11 protein-coding genes and 8 tRNA genes are annotated in these 14,843 nt (G+C 63.5%); 16 read left to right on the forward strand and 3 right to left on the reverse strand.

Annotated features, from left to right (window positions below; genetic code table 11):
• Nucleotides 1–13: 13 nt before the first annotated feature.
• Together ABIE04_RS13385 and yhbY are read right to left on the reverse strand one after the other, a co-directional pair.
• The gene (locus ABIE04_RS13385) at nt 14–391 is read right to left on the reverse strand and encodes an Mth938-like domain-containing protein (protein WP_354551126.1); all 378 of its coding nucleotides are present in this window, start codon (nt 389–391) and stop codon (nt 14–16) included.
• Nucleotides 391–687, reverse strand: coding sequence for a ribosome assembly RNA-binding protein YhbY (gene yhbY / locus ABIE04_RS13390; protein WP_354551128.1), 297 nt, complete (start codon nt 685–687; stop codon nt 391–393). The genes ABIE04_RS13385 and yhbY overlap by 1 nt, the downstream gene beginning before the upstream one ends.
• A gap of 81 nt (nt 688–768) precedes the next feature.
• Here yhbY and rlmE point away from each other — a divergent pair, with 81 nt between their 5' ends.
• The 16 genes from rlmE (at nt 769) to ABIE04_RS13470 (ending at nt 13,551) form a co-directional block, all read left to right on the forward strand.
• On the forward strand, nt 769–1,419 hold the full coding sequence (gene rlmE / locus ABIE04_RS13395; protein WP_354551130.1) for a 23S rRNA (uridine(2552)-2'-O)-methyltransferase RlmE: 651 nt from the start codon (nt 769–771) through the stop codon (nt 1,417–1,419).
• On the forward strand, nt 1,416–3,374 hold the full coding sequence (gene ftsH, locus ABIE04_RS13400) for an ATP-dependent zinc metalloprotease FtsH (RefSeq protein ID WP_354551133.1): 1,959 nt from the start codon (nt 1,416–1,418) through the stop codon (nt 3,372–3,374). The genes rlmE and ftsH overlap by 4 nt, the downstream gene beginning before the upstream one ends.
• Nucleotides 3,375–3,648: 274 nt before the next feature.
• Nucleotides 3,649–3,725: transfer RNA gene (locus ABIE04_RS13405), tRNA-Arg, on the forward strand.
• Nucleotides 3,726–3,905: 180 nt separating this feature from the next.
• Nucleotides 3,906–3,982 (forward strand) — tRNA-Pro (locus ABIE04_RS13410).
• 25 nt (nt 3,983–4,007) lie between these two features.
• Nucleotides 4,008–4,084, forward strand: a tRNA-Arg gene (locus tag ABIE04_RS13415).
• Nucleotides 4,085–4,098: 14 nt separating this feature from the next.
• A tRNA-His gene (locus tag ABIE04_RS13420) sits at nt 4,099–4,175 on the forward strand.
• A gap of 20 nt (nt 4,176–4,195) precedes the next feature.
• Nucleotides 4,196–4,271 (forward strand) — tRNA-Lys (locus tag ABIE04_RS13425).
• Between the two features lie 265 nt (nt 4,272–4,536).
• A tRNA-Leu gene (locus ABIE04_RS13430) sits at nt 4,537–4,621 on the forward strand.
• An 89-nt stretch (nt 4,622–4,710) separates the two neighbouring features.
• The gene (gene tig, locus ABIE04_RS13435; protein WP_354551135.1) at nt 4,711–6,003 is read left to right on the forward strand and encodes a trigger factor; all 1,293 of its coding nucleotides are present in this window, start codon (nt 4,711–4,713) and stop codon (nt 6,001–6,003) included.
• A 37-nt stretch (nt 6,004–6,040) separates the two neighbouring features.
• Nucleotides 6,041–6,670, forward strand: a complete 630-nt coding sequence (gene clpP / locus ABIE04_RS13440; protein WP_354551138.1) for an ATP-dependent Clp endopeptidase proteolytic subunit ClpP — start codon at nt 6,041–6,043, stop codon at nt 6,668–6,670.
• 109 nt (nt 6,671–6,779) lie between these two features.
• Complete coding sequence (clpX, locus tag ABIE04_RS13445) at nt 6,780–8,072, forward strand: ATP-dependent Clp protease ATP-binding subunit ClpX (protein WP_214557223.1); 1,293 nt, start codon at nt 6,780–6,782, stop codon at nt 8,070–8,072.
• Nucleotides 8,073–8,244: 172 nt separating this feature from the next.
• On the forward strand, nt 8,245–10,719 hold the full coding sequence (lon, locus tag ABIE04_RS13450) for an endopeptidase La (RefSeq protein WP_354551141.1): 2,475 nt from the start codon (nt 8,245–8,247) through the stop codon (nt 10,717–10,719).
• A gap of 344 nt (nt 10,720–11,063) precedes the next feature.
• On the forward strand, nt 11,064–11,336 hold the full coding sequence (locus tag ABIE04_RS13455; protein ID WP_007511239.1) for an HU family DNA-binding protein: 273 nt from the start codon (nt 11,064–11,066) through the stop codon (nt 11,334–11,336).
• 19 nt (nt 11,337–11,355) lie between these two features.
• Nucleotides 11,356–11,430: transfer RNA gene (locus ABIE04_RS13460), tRNA-Val, on the forward strand.
• A gap of 9 nt (nt 11,431–11,439) precedes the next feature.
• Nucleotides 11,440–11,516: transfer RNA gene (locus tag ABIE04_RS13465), tRNA-Asp, on the forward strand.
• Between the two features lie 133 nt (nt 11,517–11,649).
• Nucleotides 11,650–13,551 carry a SurA N-terminal domain-containing protein gene (locus ABIE04_RS13470; RefSeq protein ID WP_354551145.1) on the forward strand — a complete coding sequence of 634 codons (1,902 nt, stop codon included), beginning with the start codon at nt 11,650–11,652 and terminating at the stop codon, nt 13,549–13,551.
• Nucleotides 13,552–13,730: 179 nt separating this feature from the next.
• Here ABIE04_RS13470 and ABIE04_RS13475 read toward each other — a convergent pair whose 3' ends face one another.
• Nucleotides 13,731–14,723, reverse strand: coding sequence for a transglycosylase SLT domain-containing protein (locus ABIE04_RS13475; protein ID WP_436410389.1), 993 nt, complete (start codon nt 14,721–14,723; stop codon nt 13,731–13,733).
• Nucleotides 14,724–14,843: the final 120 nt, after the last annotated feature.

The raw sequence follows: 14,843 nt of genomic DNA on the forward strand, positions 1-14,843 counted from the left end.
CGGTGTGGATCGATCAGGCCGGCGGCAGAATGAATCCGGCGATGACCCGGCGGCCTTCGCCGGCCAGCAGGTTGTAGGTGCGCGCGGCGGCGGCGTTGTCCATCACTTCGATACCGATGCCCTTGCGCAGGAAACCGGCCATGAATGCGGCAGCCGGGAATACCTGGCGCTCGCCGGTGCCCAGGATCACCAGTTCGGGTTGCAGCGCCAGCAGGGCTTCGACGTGGCCGGCGTCCAGCGTGCCGGCGGCGGTGACTGGCCAGTTCTCGATCGCCCGATCGGGTGCGAGCAGGAAACTGCTGGTGAGCTCGCGATCGATCAGCGTGACCCCACGCGCGCCGACGCGGCGCACGTAGAGATAGCCTTCGGGACGTTCGAGCGACAGGTCCATCAGCGTGGCAGGGCGATCTTCGGCTCGTCGGCGTTGCGGCGGAACAGCACGACGACATGGCCGATCTGGTGGATCTTTTCGGCCCCGGTGCCTTCGGTCAGCACGTCGATCTGTGCCTGCCGTTCATCCTTGTCGCCGCCGGACAGCTTCACCTTGACCAGTTCGTGGATACCCAGCGCCTGGTCCAGCTCCTTGACCACGGCCTCGGTGGCGCCCTTGTTGCCCAGCAGGACGACCGGGCTCAGGTCATGGGCGAGGCTGCGCAGGTAGCGGATCTGCGAGGAGGAAAGGGCCATGCGCTGGTGCTCGATTCGCGGTAAATGAACGGCAAAGGGTATCATGCGCCATCCCGTTCCCCAATCGGCGACTGTGACGACATGGCCCGCAGCAAGAGCAGCGCAGTCTGGCTGCGCGAACATTTCAATGACGAATATGTGAAGAAAGCCCAGGCCGAGGGCTTGCGTTCGCGTGCGGTGTACAAGCTGGAGGAACTGATCGAGCGCGACCACCTGCTGAAGCCGGGCATCAACGTGGTCGACCTCGGCGCGGCACCGGGCAGCTGGTCGCAGCTGGTGCGCAACCGGCTGGGCGACAGCGGCAAGGTGTTCGCGCTGGACATCCTGCCGATGCAGAGCATCGCCGGGGTGGATTTCCTGCAGGGCGACTTCCGCGAGGAATCGGTGCTGCACGAGCTCGAATCCCGCCTGGAAGGGCTCAAGGTGGATCTTGTACTGTCCGACATGGCCCCCAATATGAGTGGTGTGGCGCTGGCCGACCAGATCCGGGCGATGGATCTGGCCGAACTGGCGCTGGATTTCAGTCGGCAGTGGCTCAAGCCGGGCGGCTCGTTCCTGATCAAATTGTTTCAGGGAGTCGGCTTTGACGATTACTTGCGCAGCTTGCGCGCGGACTTCACCCGCGTAACCATGCGTAAACCTAAGGCCTCCCGCGCACGTTCGCGTGAGGTGTACGCACTGGCGGTGGGCCGCAAGCCTGCTCCAGTGTCACCGGGCGAGAACCGTGCATGAATGAAACAGCGAAAAATGTGTTGCTCTGGGTGATCATCGCGGTGGTCCTGTTCACCGTGTTCCAGAGCTTCAATCCGCGTGGCGCGGCCTCGTCCGACCTGCCTTACAGTTCGTTCGTGCAGAGTGTCGACAACGGCAACGTCGCCAACGCCACGATCAGCGCCGACCAGCCGGCCACCATCAGCGGCAAGCTGAAGGATGGCAGCCCGTTCCGCACGGTTGCGCCGATGCTCGGCTTCTCCACCAACGAGGTGGTCAAGCAGATGCAGGACAAGGGCGTCGAGGTTCGCCAGGATCCGTCCGAGGGCTTCTCGCTGATCGGCCTGCTGATCAGCTGGCTGCCGGTACTGCTGATCGTGGGCGTATTCATCTGGTTCATGCGCCAGATGCAGTCCGGCGGCGGTGGCCGTGGCGCGATGAGCTTCGGCCGTTCGCGCGCCAAGCTGCAGGGCGAGGACCAGATCAAGGTCAACTTCAGCGACGTCGCCGGTTGCGACGAGGCGAAGGAGGAGGTCGGCGAGTTGGTCGAATTCCTGCGTGATCCGGGCCGCTTCCAGAAGCTCGGCGGCAAGATTCCGCGCGGCGTGCTGATGGTCGGCCCGCCCGGCACCGGCAAGACCCTGCTGGCGAAAGCGATCGCGGGTGAGGCCAAGGTGCCGTTCTTCGCGATTTCCGGTTCCGACTTCGTCGAGATGTTCGTCGGCGTCGGCGCCAGCCGCGTGCGCGACATGTTCGAACAGGCCAAGAAACACGCGCCGTGCATCATCTTCATCGACGAGATCGACGCGGTCGGCCGCCATCGCGGCGCCGGCCTGGGCGGCGGTCATGACGAACGCGAGCAGACGCTGAACCAGTTGCTGGTCGAGATGGACGGCTTCGAGGGCACCGAAGGCATCATCGTGATCGCCGCGACGAACCGCCCCGACGTGCTGGATCCGGCGCTGCTGCGTCCGGGCCGCTTCGACCGCCAGGTCGTGGTGGGCCTGCCGGACGTGCGCGGCCGCGAGCAGATCCTCAAGGTGCACATGCGCAAGGTGCCGATCGCCAGCGACGTCAACGCCATGACCATCGCGCGCGGCACGCCCGGCTTCTCCGGTGCCGACCTGGCCAACCTGGTCAACGAGGCGGCGCTGTTCGCCGCGCGCGAGAACGCGCGCGAGGTGCGCATGAGCCATCTGGACAAGGCGCGCGACAAGATCCTGATGGGGGCCGAGCGCCGCTCGATGGCGATGAGCGAGGACGAGAAGAAGCTCACCGCCTATCACGAAGCCGGCCACGCCATCGTCGGCCGGTTGGTGCCCGAGCACGACCCGGTCTACAAGGTCACGATCATCCCGCGCGGGCGTGCGCTGGGCGTCACCATGTATCTGCCCGAAGGCGACAAGTACAGTATCAACCGCGTGGCGATCCAGTCGCAGTTGTGCTCGCTGTACGGCGGCCGGGTGGCCGAGGAACTGATCTTCGGCGCCGACAAGGTCACCACCGGCGCCTCCAACGACATCGAGCGGGCCACCAAGATGGCACGCAACATGGCGACCAAGTGGGGGCTGTCCGACGAGCTCGGTCCGATCACCTACGGCGAGGACGAGGACGAGGTGTTCCTGGGCCGTTCGGTGACCCAGCACAAGAGCATCTCCAACGAGACCGCCAGCAAGATCGACGAGGTGGTACGCGGCATCCTCGACCGTGCCTATGCGCGCAGCAAGGAGTTGCTGACCGCGAACCTCGACAAGCTGCATGCCATGGCCGAAGCCTTGCTGCAATACGAGACGATCGACGCACACCAGATCGACGACATCATGGCCGGGCGCGTCCCCGGGCCGCCGGCCGACTGGACGAAGAATGCATCGACCGGCGCCACGCCGCCGCCACCACCGCCGAAAGGCGACGCCGGTTCGACCGTCGGCAAGGTCGGCGATCCTGCGCCGCAGAACCGGACCGGCATGGAAGGCTGATCGCCGCCGTTTGGACGGCCATACCGTTGCATTGGCAAGAGGGCGGCCACTGGCCGCCCTCTTGCGTTACGCGCAGCGATCGCGTCGTCTTGCGTGCATGGGTGCCTTCGGAAGTGCCGCATCGCCGGCTGTAATTTGCCGGGTGTGAACAATTCGGTGAAGAAATTTTCACGAAAAGGGTTGACGCAAGCGGGTGGAGTCTGAATAATTCCGCTTCTTGCTTCACCGCCTCGATGCCCAGACATCGTGGCGATGAAGAAAAACGGTTTTCAGTGCGCCCGTAGCTCAGTTGGATAGAGTACCTGGCTACGAACTAGGTGGTCGGGAGTTCGAATCTCTCCGGGCGCACCATTTTTATTCTGCGAGGCGGGGTGCTTGCACCCCGTTTTGTTTTCAACGGGAAACCTGTATGGCTTTCCGCGAAAACGATGATCAAGAAACACAAGGTGTGCTTCGATACGGATTGACTGAGCGAGGCGGCACCCGTAACATTTCAAGGCTCCGGTGGTGACATGGCCGGTGATTCGAAAGCGGGGTATAGCTCAGTCTGGTAGAGCGTTGCGTTTGGGACGCAAAAGTCGGGGGTTCGAATCCCTCTGCCCCGACCAGCGAGACGTTCTACCTGCAGTGACTGCGCCTGTAGCTCAACCGGATAGAGCATCGGCCTTCTAAGCCGACGGTTGCAGGTTCGAGTCCTGTCTGGCGCACCAGTATCAGGTCGATGGTGGATGTAGCTCAGCTGGTTAGAGTCCCGGATTGTGATTCCGGTTGTCGTGGGTTCGAATCCCATCATCCACCCCAGTTTCAAACCCAGGTTTCCTGGGCCGTTAGCTCAGTTGGTAGAGCAGTTGACTCTTAATCAATTGGTCGAAGGTTCGAATCCTTCACGGCCCACCAATCGACAAAACGCCGATCGCTTGCGATCGGCGTTTTGCTTTGCGCAGCGGGAACGCTGGTGCGACACGTCAGCGGTGCCACGATTCGCCGCCGCCAACGCTTGTGCTGCGAGGTCGTGCAACCGTAAAATGGTCTGCTTTCGTATAAGGGAATCATCGACTTAGGCGGGCGTGCCCATGGGGATGAGGCGCTTGCGGAATGGCTCCGGCAGGTGACAATCGGTTTCAGAATCCGGTGGTTACGCGCGTTTGACGAGGGTGGCAAGGCGAGAGTGGCGGAATTGGTAGACGCACCAGATTTAGGTTCTGGCGGTTAACCCCGTGGGGGTTCGAGTCCCCCCTTTCGCACCATACCCCGTTGATTTCTTTGTTTTTCTGGCGGCACGGCCGCCATGGCGCCTGTGGCAGGCCCACAACATCAGGTAGTACCAGGAGACGTCATGCAGGTTTCGGTTGAGAACATCGGCACGCTCGAGCGCAAGCTCACGGTGAAATTCCCCGCGGAGCGGTTCGAGACGCAGGTGAGTGCGCGCATTGCGGAGATGGGCCGCACGGTTCGCCTGAAGGGTTTCCGCCCGGGCAAGGTGCCGACGACGGTGATCAAGCAGCGTTTCGGCGACCAGGTCCGTGGCGAAGTGTTGTCCGACCTGATCGGCAGCACGCTGCGCGAGGCGGTGGCGCAGGAAAAGCTGCAGCCGATCGCGAATCCGGCGATCGACACCACTGGCCGGCCGGAGAACGGCGAAATCGCGTATACCGCGACGTTCGAGATCATGCCGGAGTTCCCGGTGGTCGACGTGGCCGCGCTCGAGATCAGCCGTCCGGTGGCGGTGGTGACCGATGCCGATATCGACAAGATGCTGGAGACCCTGCGCCAGCAGCGCCGCAGCTTCGACGAGGTGGATCGTGCCTCGGCCGAGGGCGACTTCGTGATGTTCGAGTACTCGGCCGAAGCCGGCGACTACCGCTTCCCGGCCGAGGGCCTGGAGCGTGCCGGCAGCGTGCTGGGCTCGGGCACCCTGTTCAAGGCGCTGGACGAGGCGCTGATTGGCCGCAAGACGGGCGACACTTTCGAGACCGAGATTGCCTTCCCGGAGGATTTCCGCAACGCGCAGCTGGCGGGCAAGACCGCCAAGGTCGGCTTCAGCATCCTGAAGGTGCAGGAACCGAAGCTGCCCGAGATCGACGCCGAGTTTGCGAAGTTGTTCGGCATTGCGGACGGCGATCTGGAGACGTTCCGCAAGGAAGTTCGTGCGAACCTCGAGCGTGAGCTGAAGGCAGCGCTGATGGCGCGCCTGAAATCCGAAGTTGCCGAAAAGCTGTCCACGGCCCACGCCGAGCTGGACGTGCCGAAGCTGATGGTGCAGTCCGAGGCGCGCAACATGGCCGCCGGCAGCGTGCCGCAGGGCCAGCAGCCACCGCCGCAGCTGATCGAGGCCGCCATGCCGATCGCGCGCCAGCGGGTGATCGCCGGCCTGCTGATGGGCGAGATTGCCCGCAAGCAGGAGATCAAGATCGATCGCAAGCGTATTGCCGAACAGCTCGCCGCGATTGCTTCGACCTATGAAGAGCCGGAGAAGGTCATTGAACTCTACAACGGTGACCCCCAACTGATGTCTGGGCTGCAGAATCGCGTGATGGAAGATCAGGTGGCCGAGTGGGTGGCGGAGCATGCCAGGACCACTCAGCTGGATCTGAGCTTCGATGACGTGATGCGCCCAGCCAACGCCTGAGCTGTCCGCCAGGCCCATCAACCGGAGAGCTGCAAGCATGGCCATGGATCCGATCCAGAACCTCAATTTGATACCGATGGTCGTCGAGCAGACGGCTCGCGGCGAGCGCTCCTATGACATCTACTCGCGCCTGTTGAAGGAGCGGGTGATCTTCCTGGTCGGCGAAGTCAACGATCAGGTCGCCAACGTCATCGTCGCGCAGATGCTGTTCCTGGAGTCGGAGAATCCGGACAAGGACATCAACTTCTACATCAACAGCCCCGGCGGTGCGGTTACTGCCGGCCTGGCGATCTACGACACCATGCAGTTCATCAAGCCGAACGTCAGCACGATGTGCATCGGCCAGGCTTGCAGCATGGGTTCGTTCCTGTTGATGGCCGGTGCCAAGGGCAAGCGTTTTGCCCTGCCGAACTCGCGGATCATGATCCACCAGCCTTCCGGCGGCGCTCAGGGCCAGGCGACCGACATCGAGATCCAGGCGCGAGAGATCCTGTATGTGCGCGAGCGCCTGAACAGGCTGTATGTCGAGCATACCGGCCAGACGATCGAGAAGATCGAGCTGGACATGGAGCGCGACCGCTTCATGAGCGCTGTCGACGCCAAGGCCTATGGCCTGATCGACGAAGTGCTCGACAAGCGTGCCGGCGAGACGGTGAAATCGGCCTGATTCACAGGTTCTACCCCAGAGTCACGAGATGGGCTCTGCGTCTGCAGGCAGACGCGGAGCCCTGTGTTATTCTCGCGACGCATTCAGATTTACCAGCGGGATCGAGAGTATGAGCGACGACCGGCAGGGGCGTTCCAGCGACAGCGGCAAGATTCTCTATTGCTCTTTCTGTGGCAAGAGCCAGCATGAAGTGCGCAAGCTGATCGCGGGCCCGTCCGTGTTCATCTGCGACGAGTGCGTGGAGCTGTGCAACGACATCATCCGCGAGGAACTGGAAGAAAAGGCCGCCTCCGGGCGCACCCAGTTGCCGAAGCCGCGCGAGATCCGCGAATCGCTGGATCAGTACGTGGTCGGGCAGACCCGCGCCAAGAAAGCATTGGCGGTGGCGGTGTACAACCATTACAAGCGGATCGAGTCGCGCCAGAAGAGCGACGACATCGAGCTGGGCAAATCCAACATCCTGCTGATCGGTCCGACCGGCTCGGGCAAGACGCTGCTGGCCGAAACGCTGGCGCGCCTGCTCAACGTGCCGTTCACGATCGCCGACGCCACCACGCTGACCGAGGCCGGCTACGTGGGCGAGGACGTCGAGAACATCATCCAGAAGCTCTTGCAGAAGTGCGACTACGACGTCGAGAAGGCACAGTCGGGCATCGTCTACATCGACGAGATCGACAAGATCTCACGCAAGAGCGAGAACCCGTCGATCACCCGCGACGTCTCGGGTGAGGGCGTGCAGCAGGCGCTGCTGAAGCTGATCGAGGGCACGCTGGCCTCGGTGCCGCCGCAGGGTGGGCGCAAGCATCCGCAGCAGGAATTCCTGCAGGTCGACACCAAGAACATCCTGTTCATCTGCGGCGGCGCGTTCGCCGGCCTGGAAAAGGTCATCCAACAGCGTTCCGAGAACACCAGCATCGGCTTTTCCGCCGAAGTGCGCAGCAAGGAGCGCACCGAGAACCTGGGCAAGGTGCTGGCCGACGTGGAACCCGCCGATCTGGTGCGCTTCGGCCTGATCCCGGAATTCGTCGGGCGCCTGCCGGTGGTGGCCACGCTGGACGAGCTGGACGAGGCGGCGCTGGTGAAAATCCTCACCGAGCCAAAGAACGCGGTCACCAAGCAGTTCAAGAAGCTGTTCGAGATGGAGGAGGTGGAACTGGAATTCCGCCCCGAGGCATTGCAGGCGATCGCCCGCAAGGCGCTCAAGCGCAAGACCGGCGCCCGCGGCCTGCGCACCATCCTGGAACAGGTGCTGCTGGATACGATGTACGAGCTGCCCTCGCTGGAGCATGTCAGCAAGGTGGTGGTGGACGACGCCGTGATCGAAGGTCAGGCCGAGCCCTATCTGATCTATCGCGGCAACCTGCAGCAACGGGTCGCGAGCGACGGCGGCGACGCTGCCTGACCCTGTAGCCCCATCTGCGGCGACGACGGCTCCGGTGATTTCGCCGGGGCCGTTCTGTTTTTGGCGGCCCGCCTGCCTTGAGTAGGCCCCCGGTCGCCTCCACTTGACGAGTTGACAGGCCCGGCGCAGTGTCGGGACGAAACCAGATCCGAACCCGAGGGACCCCTCTTTCATGGCCAAGAACGCCCCCCTTCCCGTTGCGCTGGACGCTCTGCCGGTGTTGCCGTTGCGCGACGTGGTGGTTTATCCGCACATGGTCATTCCGTTGTTTGTCGGTCGCGACAAGTCCATGCGTGCGCTGGAGCGCGCGATGGAAGGCGAGCGGCAGATCCTGCTGGTCGCGCAGAAAAGTCCGGATATCGACGACCCGGAGATCGCCGACCTGCACCAGGTCGGTACGCTGGCCGGCGTGCTGCAGCTGCTGAAATTGCCCGATGGTACGGTCAAGGTGCTGGTCGAGGGCCAGTCGCGCGTGGCGGTCGAGGATTTCAAGGAAGCGGACGGCATGCTGACCGCCCGTTCGCGCGTGATCGAGCCGGTCTACAACGCGAAGGAGCGTGAACTCGACGTGGTCTCGCGTACGCTGATCTCGCTGTTCGAGCAGTTGGTCAAGCAGAGCCGCAAGCTGCCGCCGGAAGTGCTGGCCAGCCTGTCCGGCATCGACGATCCGTCGCGCGTGGCCGATTCCATCGCCGCGCACCTGTCCGTGCGCATGGCCGACAAGCAGAAGGTGCTGGAGACCGCCGACGTCGGCCAGCGGCTGGAGCTGCTGATCGGCTTGGTCGATGGCGAGATGGACTTGCAGCAGGTCGAGAAGCGCATCCGCGGCCGGGTCAAGTCGCAGATGGAGAAGAGCCAGCGCGAGTACTACCTCAACGAGCAGATGAAGGCGATCCAGAAGGAACTCGGCGACAGCGAGGATGGCCCGAACGAGGTCGAGGAACTGCAGAAGAAGATCGAGGGCTCCGGCATGCCCAAGGCCGTGCTGACCAAGGCGCGGCAGGAGTTCGGCAAGCTCAAGCAGATGTCGCCGATGTCGGCCGAGGCCACCGTGGTGCGCAACTACCTCGACTGGCTGGTCGGCGTGCCGTGGAAGAAGCGCAGCAAGGTGCGCAAGGACCTGCAGCTGGCGCAGGAAGTGCTCGACGCCGACCATTTCGGCCTGGAAAAGGTCAAGGACCGCATCCTCGAGTACCTCGCCGTGCAGCAGCGCGTATCGGTGATGAAGGGACCGATCCTGTGCCTGGTAGGCCCGCCCGGTGTGGGCAAGACTTCGCTGGGGCAGTCGATCGCCAAGGCGACCAACCGGAAATTCGTCCGCATGAGTCTCGGCGGAGTGCGCGACGAAGCCGAGATCCGCGGCCATCGGCGCACGTATATCGGCTCGATGCCCGGTCGCATCGTGCAGAACATCAACAAGGTCGGGACCAAGAACCCGCTGTTCGTGCTGGACGAGATCGACAAGATGTCGATGGACTTCCGCGGCGACCCGTCGTCGGCGCTGCTGGAAGTGCTCGATCCGGAGCAAAACCACGCGTTCAACGACCATTACCTCGAGGTCGACCTGGACCTGTCCGAGGTGATGTGGATCGCCACGGCGAATTCGCTGAACATTCCCGGTCCGCTGCTCGACCGCATGGAAGTCATCCGCATCCCCGGCTACACCGAGGACGAGAAGCTCGGCATCGCACAGAAATACCTGCTGTCGAAACAGCTTAAGGCGAACGGTCTGAAGCCGGAGGAGCTCAGCGTCACTGAAGACGCATTGCGTGACATCGTGCGCTACTACACGCGCGAGTCGGGCGTGCGCAACCTGGAGCGCGAAATCTCCAAGATCTGCCGCAAGGTGGTCAAGGAACTGACCCTGGGCCAGGTGAAGAAGGCCAAGGCGAAGGTCTCGCCTGCGAAGACGGCCAAGGGCAAGGCGAAGAACGGCACCGGCAAGGTCAAGGTGGATTCGGCCAACCTCGACCAGTACCTGGGTGTGCGCCGGTTCGATTTCGGCCGCAAGGAACTGCAGAACGAAGTCGGCCTGGTTACCGGGCTGGCCTGGACCCAGGTCGGCGGCGAGTTGCTGAGCATCGAGGGTTCGGTGGTGGCGGGCAAGGGCAGGCTGGTGCATACCGGCCAGCTCGGCGACGTGATGAAGGAATCCATCCAGGCGGCGCTGTCGGTGGTGCGCGCGCGTGCCGACCAGTTGGGCATCGATCCGGAGTTCCACCAGAAGCTCGACGTGCATATCCACGTGCCGGAAGGCGCCACGCCGAAGGACGGTCCCAGTGCAGGCATCGCCATGTGCACGGCGCTGGTCTCCGTGCTGACCAAGGTGCCGGTGCGCTCCGAAGTGGCGATGACCGGCGAGATCACCTTGCGCGGTCGCGTGCTGCCGATCGGCGGCCTCAAGGAAAAACTGCTGGCGGCGCATCGCGGCGGGATCACCACGGTGATCATTCCTGAGGACAACAAGAAAGATCTTGCCGACATGCCGGCCAACATCACCTCGTCGCTGGAGATCCATCCGGTTCGCTGGATCGACGAAGTGCTGGATATCGCACTGGAGCGTCCACTGCGGCCGAACCCGGCCAAGGATGCACCTCCTGCCGCCGTGGCCAGCGAGCCGACGGAAGGGCACTCGTTGACGCACTGAGCCGATTGGCGCGTCATCCCGCCGGTCTCCATCCAGGGCGCCCTGCCATGGCAGGGCGCTTTCTGCTTTTTCGCCGCCGGTCGACGAAGTTCTCGCATAGTCTCCTGGCGCTGGTTTTGCAAGCGGTTTCGCGAGTCGCCGATCTTCCGGAAACGTTGCTGTGGCTTGTGTTGCGGATTCCGGCAACGCACTGGTATAAAGGCGATACCGCAGTCCCGGCGCTGTATGTCAGCGCAGCGATGCGGGGTTGCGTTACGGCCCTGGCAAGAGCCAACCATCCATGCCGGTGCTGTCTCGTCTCCGGACTGGCCGCACTGACGAAATCCGAATAAGGGAGTTTTTCAATGAATAAAACCGATCTGATCAATGCCATCGCCGAAAAGGCCGAGCTGACCAAGGCCGACGCTGGTCGTGCCCTCGAAGCCTTCTTCGAGACCGTGCAGAAGTCGCTGAAGAAAGGCGAGGATGTCTCGGTGGTGGGCTTCGGTACGTTCACTGTGCGCAAGCGCGCTGCCCGTACCGGCCGTAACCCGCGTACCAACGAAGCGATCAAGATCAAGGCCTCGAAGGTGCCTGCCTTCAAGGCTGGCAAGACCCTCAAGGATGCCCTAAACTAAGCGGCTAACGCTTGGTTTCGGGTGCTTAGCTCAGCGGTAGAGCGTCGCCCTTACAAGGCGGTGGTCGTAGGTTCGATCCCTACAGCACCCACCAGAAAAATGCGGAGTGGTAGTTCAGTCGGTTAGAATGCTGGCCTGTCACGCCGGAGGTCGCGGGTTCGAGTCCCGTCCACTCCGCCACAGTTCGCAAGGGCGCCCGTGTGGCGCCCTTGTCATTTGAGCGGCGCGTGTCCGTGCAACAGGGCGCGCGCCGGCACGGCGGCTTGTGCCAACCGCGCGCCACGCGCTTTCACCATCTTGCGGGAAGATTTCAATGCTGCAGGCAATGCGTAACAAGATGCACGGATGGCCGTCCATCATTGTGCTTGGCCTCGCCGTCCTGGCGATGTCGCTGTTCGGCATGGAGAGCTACTTCATGTCGAACGACGATGCCTTCGTGGCGAAGGTCGGCAAGCACGAAATCGACCAGCGTGCATTCCAGGACCGCGTGAACCAGCTGCGGCAGCAGGCAGCCGAACAGCAGGGCGAGCAGTTCGATTCCAGCACCTTCGAGAAGAACGAGACGAAGCTGCGCATCCTGGACGGGATGGTCGACGAGCAATTGCTGCTGCAGGCCAATGCGGACTGGGGCCTGCGGGTCTCGGACCAGGCCATGCGCGAGTACATCGCCTCGATCCCGGCGTTCCAGGTCAACGGCCAGTTCGACGGCACCAGCTACCGTGCATGGCTCACCAGCCAGTACAAGACGCCGGAGATGTTCGAGAACGAGATCCGCTCGTCCTTGGCCATCCAGTTGTTGCCATCGGCGATCAACGACAGCACCATCGCCACCGACGCCCAGCTCGATCGTTTCCTGAAACTGCTGAGCCAGCGCCGCGACCTGCGCTACTTCCAGCTGCCGCGCCCTGCGCTGGACAACAAGACGGTCAGCGATGCCGAGATCGAAACCTGGTACAAGGCGCACCAGGCCGACTACATGAATCCCGAGCAGGTTTCGGTGAAGTACGTCGAGGTCGTCGGTGCCGACCTGCCGCTGGCTGCCGAGCCGAGCGACGAGGAACTGAGGAAGCGCTACGCGAGCGAGAAGCAGCGCTTCGTGCAGCCGGAACAGCGGCTCGTTTCGCACATCCTGATCAACGTGCCGGCCAACGCCACGCCGGAACAGCAGAAGGTAGCCCTGGCCAAGGCCGAGAAGATCGCAGCGGAAGCCAACCCGGGTGACTTCGCCAAGCTGGCCGAACAGGACTCGCAGGATCTGGGTTCCCGTCGCCTGGGCGGCGATCTGGGCTGGCTGGAAAAAGGCGTGACCAACGAGGCCTTCGATTCGGCCCTGTTCGCCATGCAGAAGGGCCAGATCTCCAAGCCGGTGCTGTCGTCCGACGGTTATCACATCATCTGGCTGCGTGACGTCCGCAGCGGCGAATCCAAGCCGTTCGAGGAAGTGCGCGACCAACTGGTCAAGGAAGCGACGACGGCCGACCGCGACCGCACATACAACGAAGTTGCCGGCAAGATGTCCGACAACACCTACCAGAATCCGACTTCGCTGGAGCCGGCCTCGGTCGCATTGAAACTGCCGATCAAGACCACGGCGCTGTTTACGCGCAAGGGTGGCGAGGGCGTGGCCGCCAACCCGAAGGTAGCCGCCGCGGCGTTCAGCGACGACGTGCTGGTGCAGGGTAACAATTCGGGTCTGATCGATCTGGGCAACAACCACTCGGTGGTGATTCATGTCGACCAGCACGTGCCGGCGGCCGCCAAGCCGCTCGCGGAAGTGCGCGCCGACGTGCAGCAGAAAATCCTCGACGAGCGCGCCGCCGCCGTCGAGAAGAAGCAGGCCGACGAGGCACTGGCGCGTTTGCGCAAGGGCGAGGCGATGGACGATGTGGCGAAGTCGCTGGGTGCCAGCATCACCACCGTGAACGAGGTGGTCCGGCACGCGCAGATGCCGGCGCCGCTGCTGACGCAGGCGTTCCTTCTGCCGCACCCGGCGGCGGGCAAGCCGCAGTTCGCCGCCGTGGACATGCTGGACGGTTCCTATGTACTGCTGGCCGTGGACAAGGTGCAGGATGGCGACCTGTCCAAGGTGCCGCCGGAGCAGCGTGACTCGCTGCGCCAGCAGATGGCACAGGCCTACGGCTACGAAGCGACGCGCGAGCTGATCGACCAGCTCAAGGCGAAGACCAAGATCAAGATCAACCAGCAGCGACTGTAAGCGCGCTGGCTGGCGCAGCCGGCGTCAAACGAAGAAGGGCGGCCACTGGCCGCCCTTCTTCGTCTGTGGCAGATGAGTCCCCCAATGGAGCCGGCCTGGATCGCGTTGGTGCGGGTTCTTTCCGGATCGGGCCGAACCCCTGATGGCGAACGCCCGACATCGGGCGGATCAGGGCATCCCTAGTTCGGCGCGCTCACCGTCAGTGTCTGGCCGGGCTTCAACGTGTGGCTGCTCAGGTGGTTCCAGCGCTGCAACTGGCCGACGTTCACCGAGTAGTCGCGGGCGATCTGCCAAAGGTTGTCGCCGCGTTTCACGGTATGGATCTTCGGTGCCGTCTTCTTGTCGGGGACGGGACCTGTTGCTGCGCCGGAGCCTGCGCTGGCCAGGAGATCGTCGCGGTTGCTGCTGGCGTGTTCGAGCAAGGCATCGCGGAACTGGCGGGCGTGGTTGGCGGGCAGGAGCAGGTACGAGGTGACGTTGGCGTCGATCATGTTGCTGCGAAACGCCGGATTGAAGTGCTTCAGTGCCTCCACCGACATGCCGGCATGGTCGGCCGCCCGCGCGATCGGCATTGAACGGGGTATTTCGGTCTGCACCAGGTGCTGCTCACCCGGCAGCGTGGGCAGACTGACATTGAAGCGCTCCGGTTCGCGTACCACGCAGGCTATTCCCAACAGCTTGGTCAGATGCTCGCGGGTTACCTTGCGCACCGGCCAGTGGGGAATGGCCGGTTGCTCCGCAGGCTTGCCGTGCGTCCGGATGACCCTGCGTATCGCGAACTCGCCGGCGTTGTAGGCGTAATCGGCCACGCGCCAGTCATTGAACTGGTCGTGGTACTGCTCCAGCAGTTTCATCACGGCATTGGCGGCGGCAGGGACGTCGAGACGTCCGTCGTAGTGGCCGTCGACGCGCAACCCCATGGCGCCGGCAGTCACCGGCATGATCTGCCACATGCCGGCCGGCCGACGCTTGTGGGCGGGCCCTGGCTGGAAATGGCTTTCCACCCAGGGCAACAGCACGAATTCACCCGCGACATCGTAGCGGTCGGCCACTTGCTGCACATAGACCAGACGCGGCAACACGGCCTGCAACTGGCTTTCGAACTGCTGCGGATGGCGCGTGTACCGTTTGGCCCAGGCCAGAACCGCCGGGTCGGCGTCACAACCGGGCATGGCAAAGCTGCTGCGCAGCCGGTCCCAGACGTCGGTTGCCGGCGATGGCGCAACGGGCCCGCTGCCCGGCGGCGTGGTTTCGGGCACGACGATCGTGGCCGTCGAGGCTTCATCAGCCGG

Source organism: Rhodanobacter soli (assembly GCF_040548735.1).
GTDB classification, from domain to species: domain Bacteria; phylum Pseudomonadota; class Gammaproteobacteria; order Xanthomonadales; family Rhodanobacteraceae; genus Rhodanobacter; species Rhodanobacter soli_A.

Bases quoted from the DNA above. Each gene is read 5' to 3' on its own strand.
- ABIE04_RS13455 (WP_007511239.1), top strand. From the start codon at position 11,064: ATGAATAAAACCGATCTGATCAATGCCATCGCCGAAAAGGCCGAGCTG.
- ftsH (WP_354551133.1), top strand. From the start codon at position 1,416: ATGAATGAAACAGCGAAAAATGTGTTGCTCTGGGTGATCATCGCGGTG.
- yhbY (WP_354551128.1), bottom strand. From the start codon at position 687: ATGGCCCTTTCCTCCTCGCAGATCCGCTACCTGCGCAGCCTCGCCCAT.
- clpX (WP_214557223.1), top strand. From the start codon at position 6,780: ATGAGCGACGACCGGCAGGGGCGTTCCAGCGACAGCGGCAAGATTCTC.
- lon (WP_354551141.1), top strand. From the start codon at position 8,245: ATGGCCAAGAACGCCCCCCTTCCCGTTGCGCTGGACGCTCTGCCGGTG.
- ABIE04_RS13385 (WP_354551126.1), bottom strand. From the start codon at position 391: ATGGACCTGTCGCTCGAACGTCCCGAAGGCTATCTCTACGTGCGCCGC.
- ABIE04_RS13475 (WP_436410389.1), bottom strand. From the start codon at position 14,723: ATGCCCGGTTGTGACGCCGACCCGGCGGTTCTGGCCTGGGCCAAACGG.
- rlmE (WP_354551130.1), top strand. From the start codon at position 769: ATGGCCCGCAGCAAGAGCAGCGCAGTCTGGCTGCGCGAACATTTCAAT.
- tig (WP_354551135.1), top strand. From the start codon at position 4,711: ATGCAGGTTTCGGTTGAGAACATCGGCACGCTCGAGCGCAAGCTCACG.
- clpP (WP_354551138.1), top strand. From the start codon at position 6,041: ATGGCCATGGATCCGATCCAGAACCTCAATTTGATACCGATGGTCGTC.
- ABIE04_RS13470 (WP_354551145.1), top strand. From the start codon at position 11,650: ATGCTGCAGGCAATGCGTAACAAGATGCACGGATGGCCGTCCATCATT.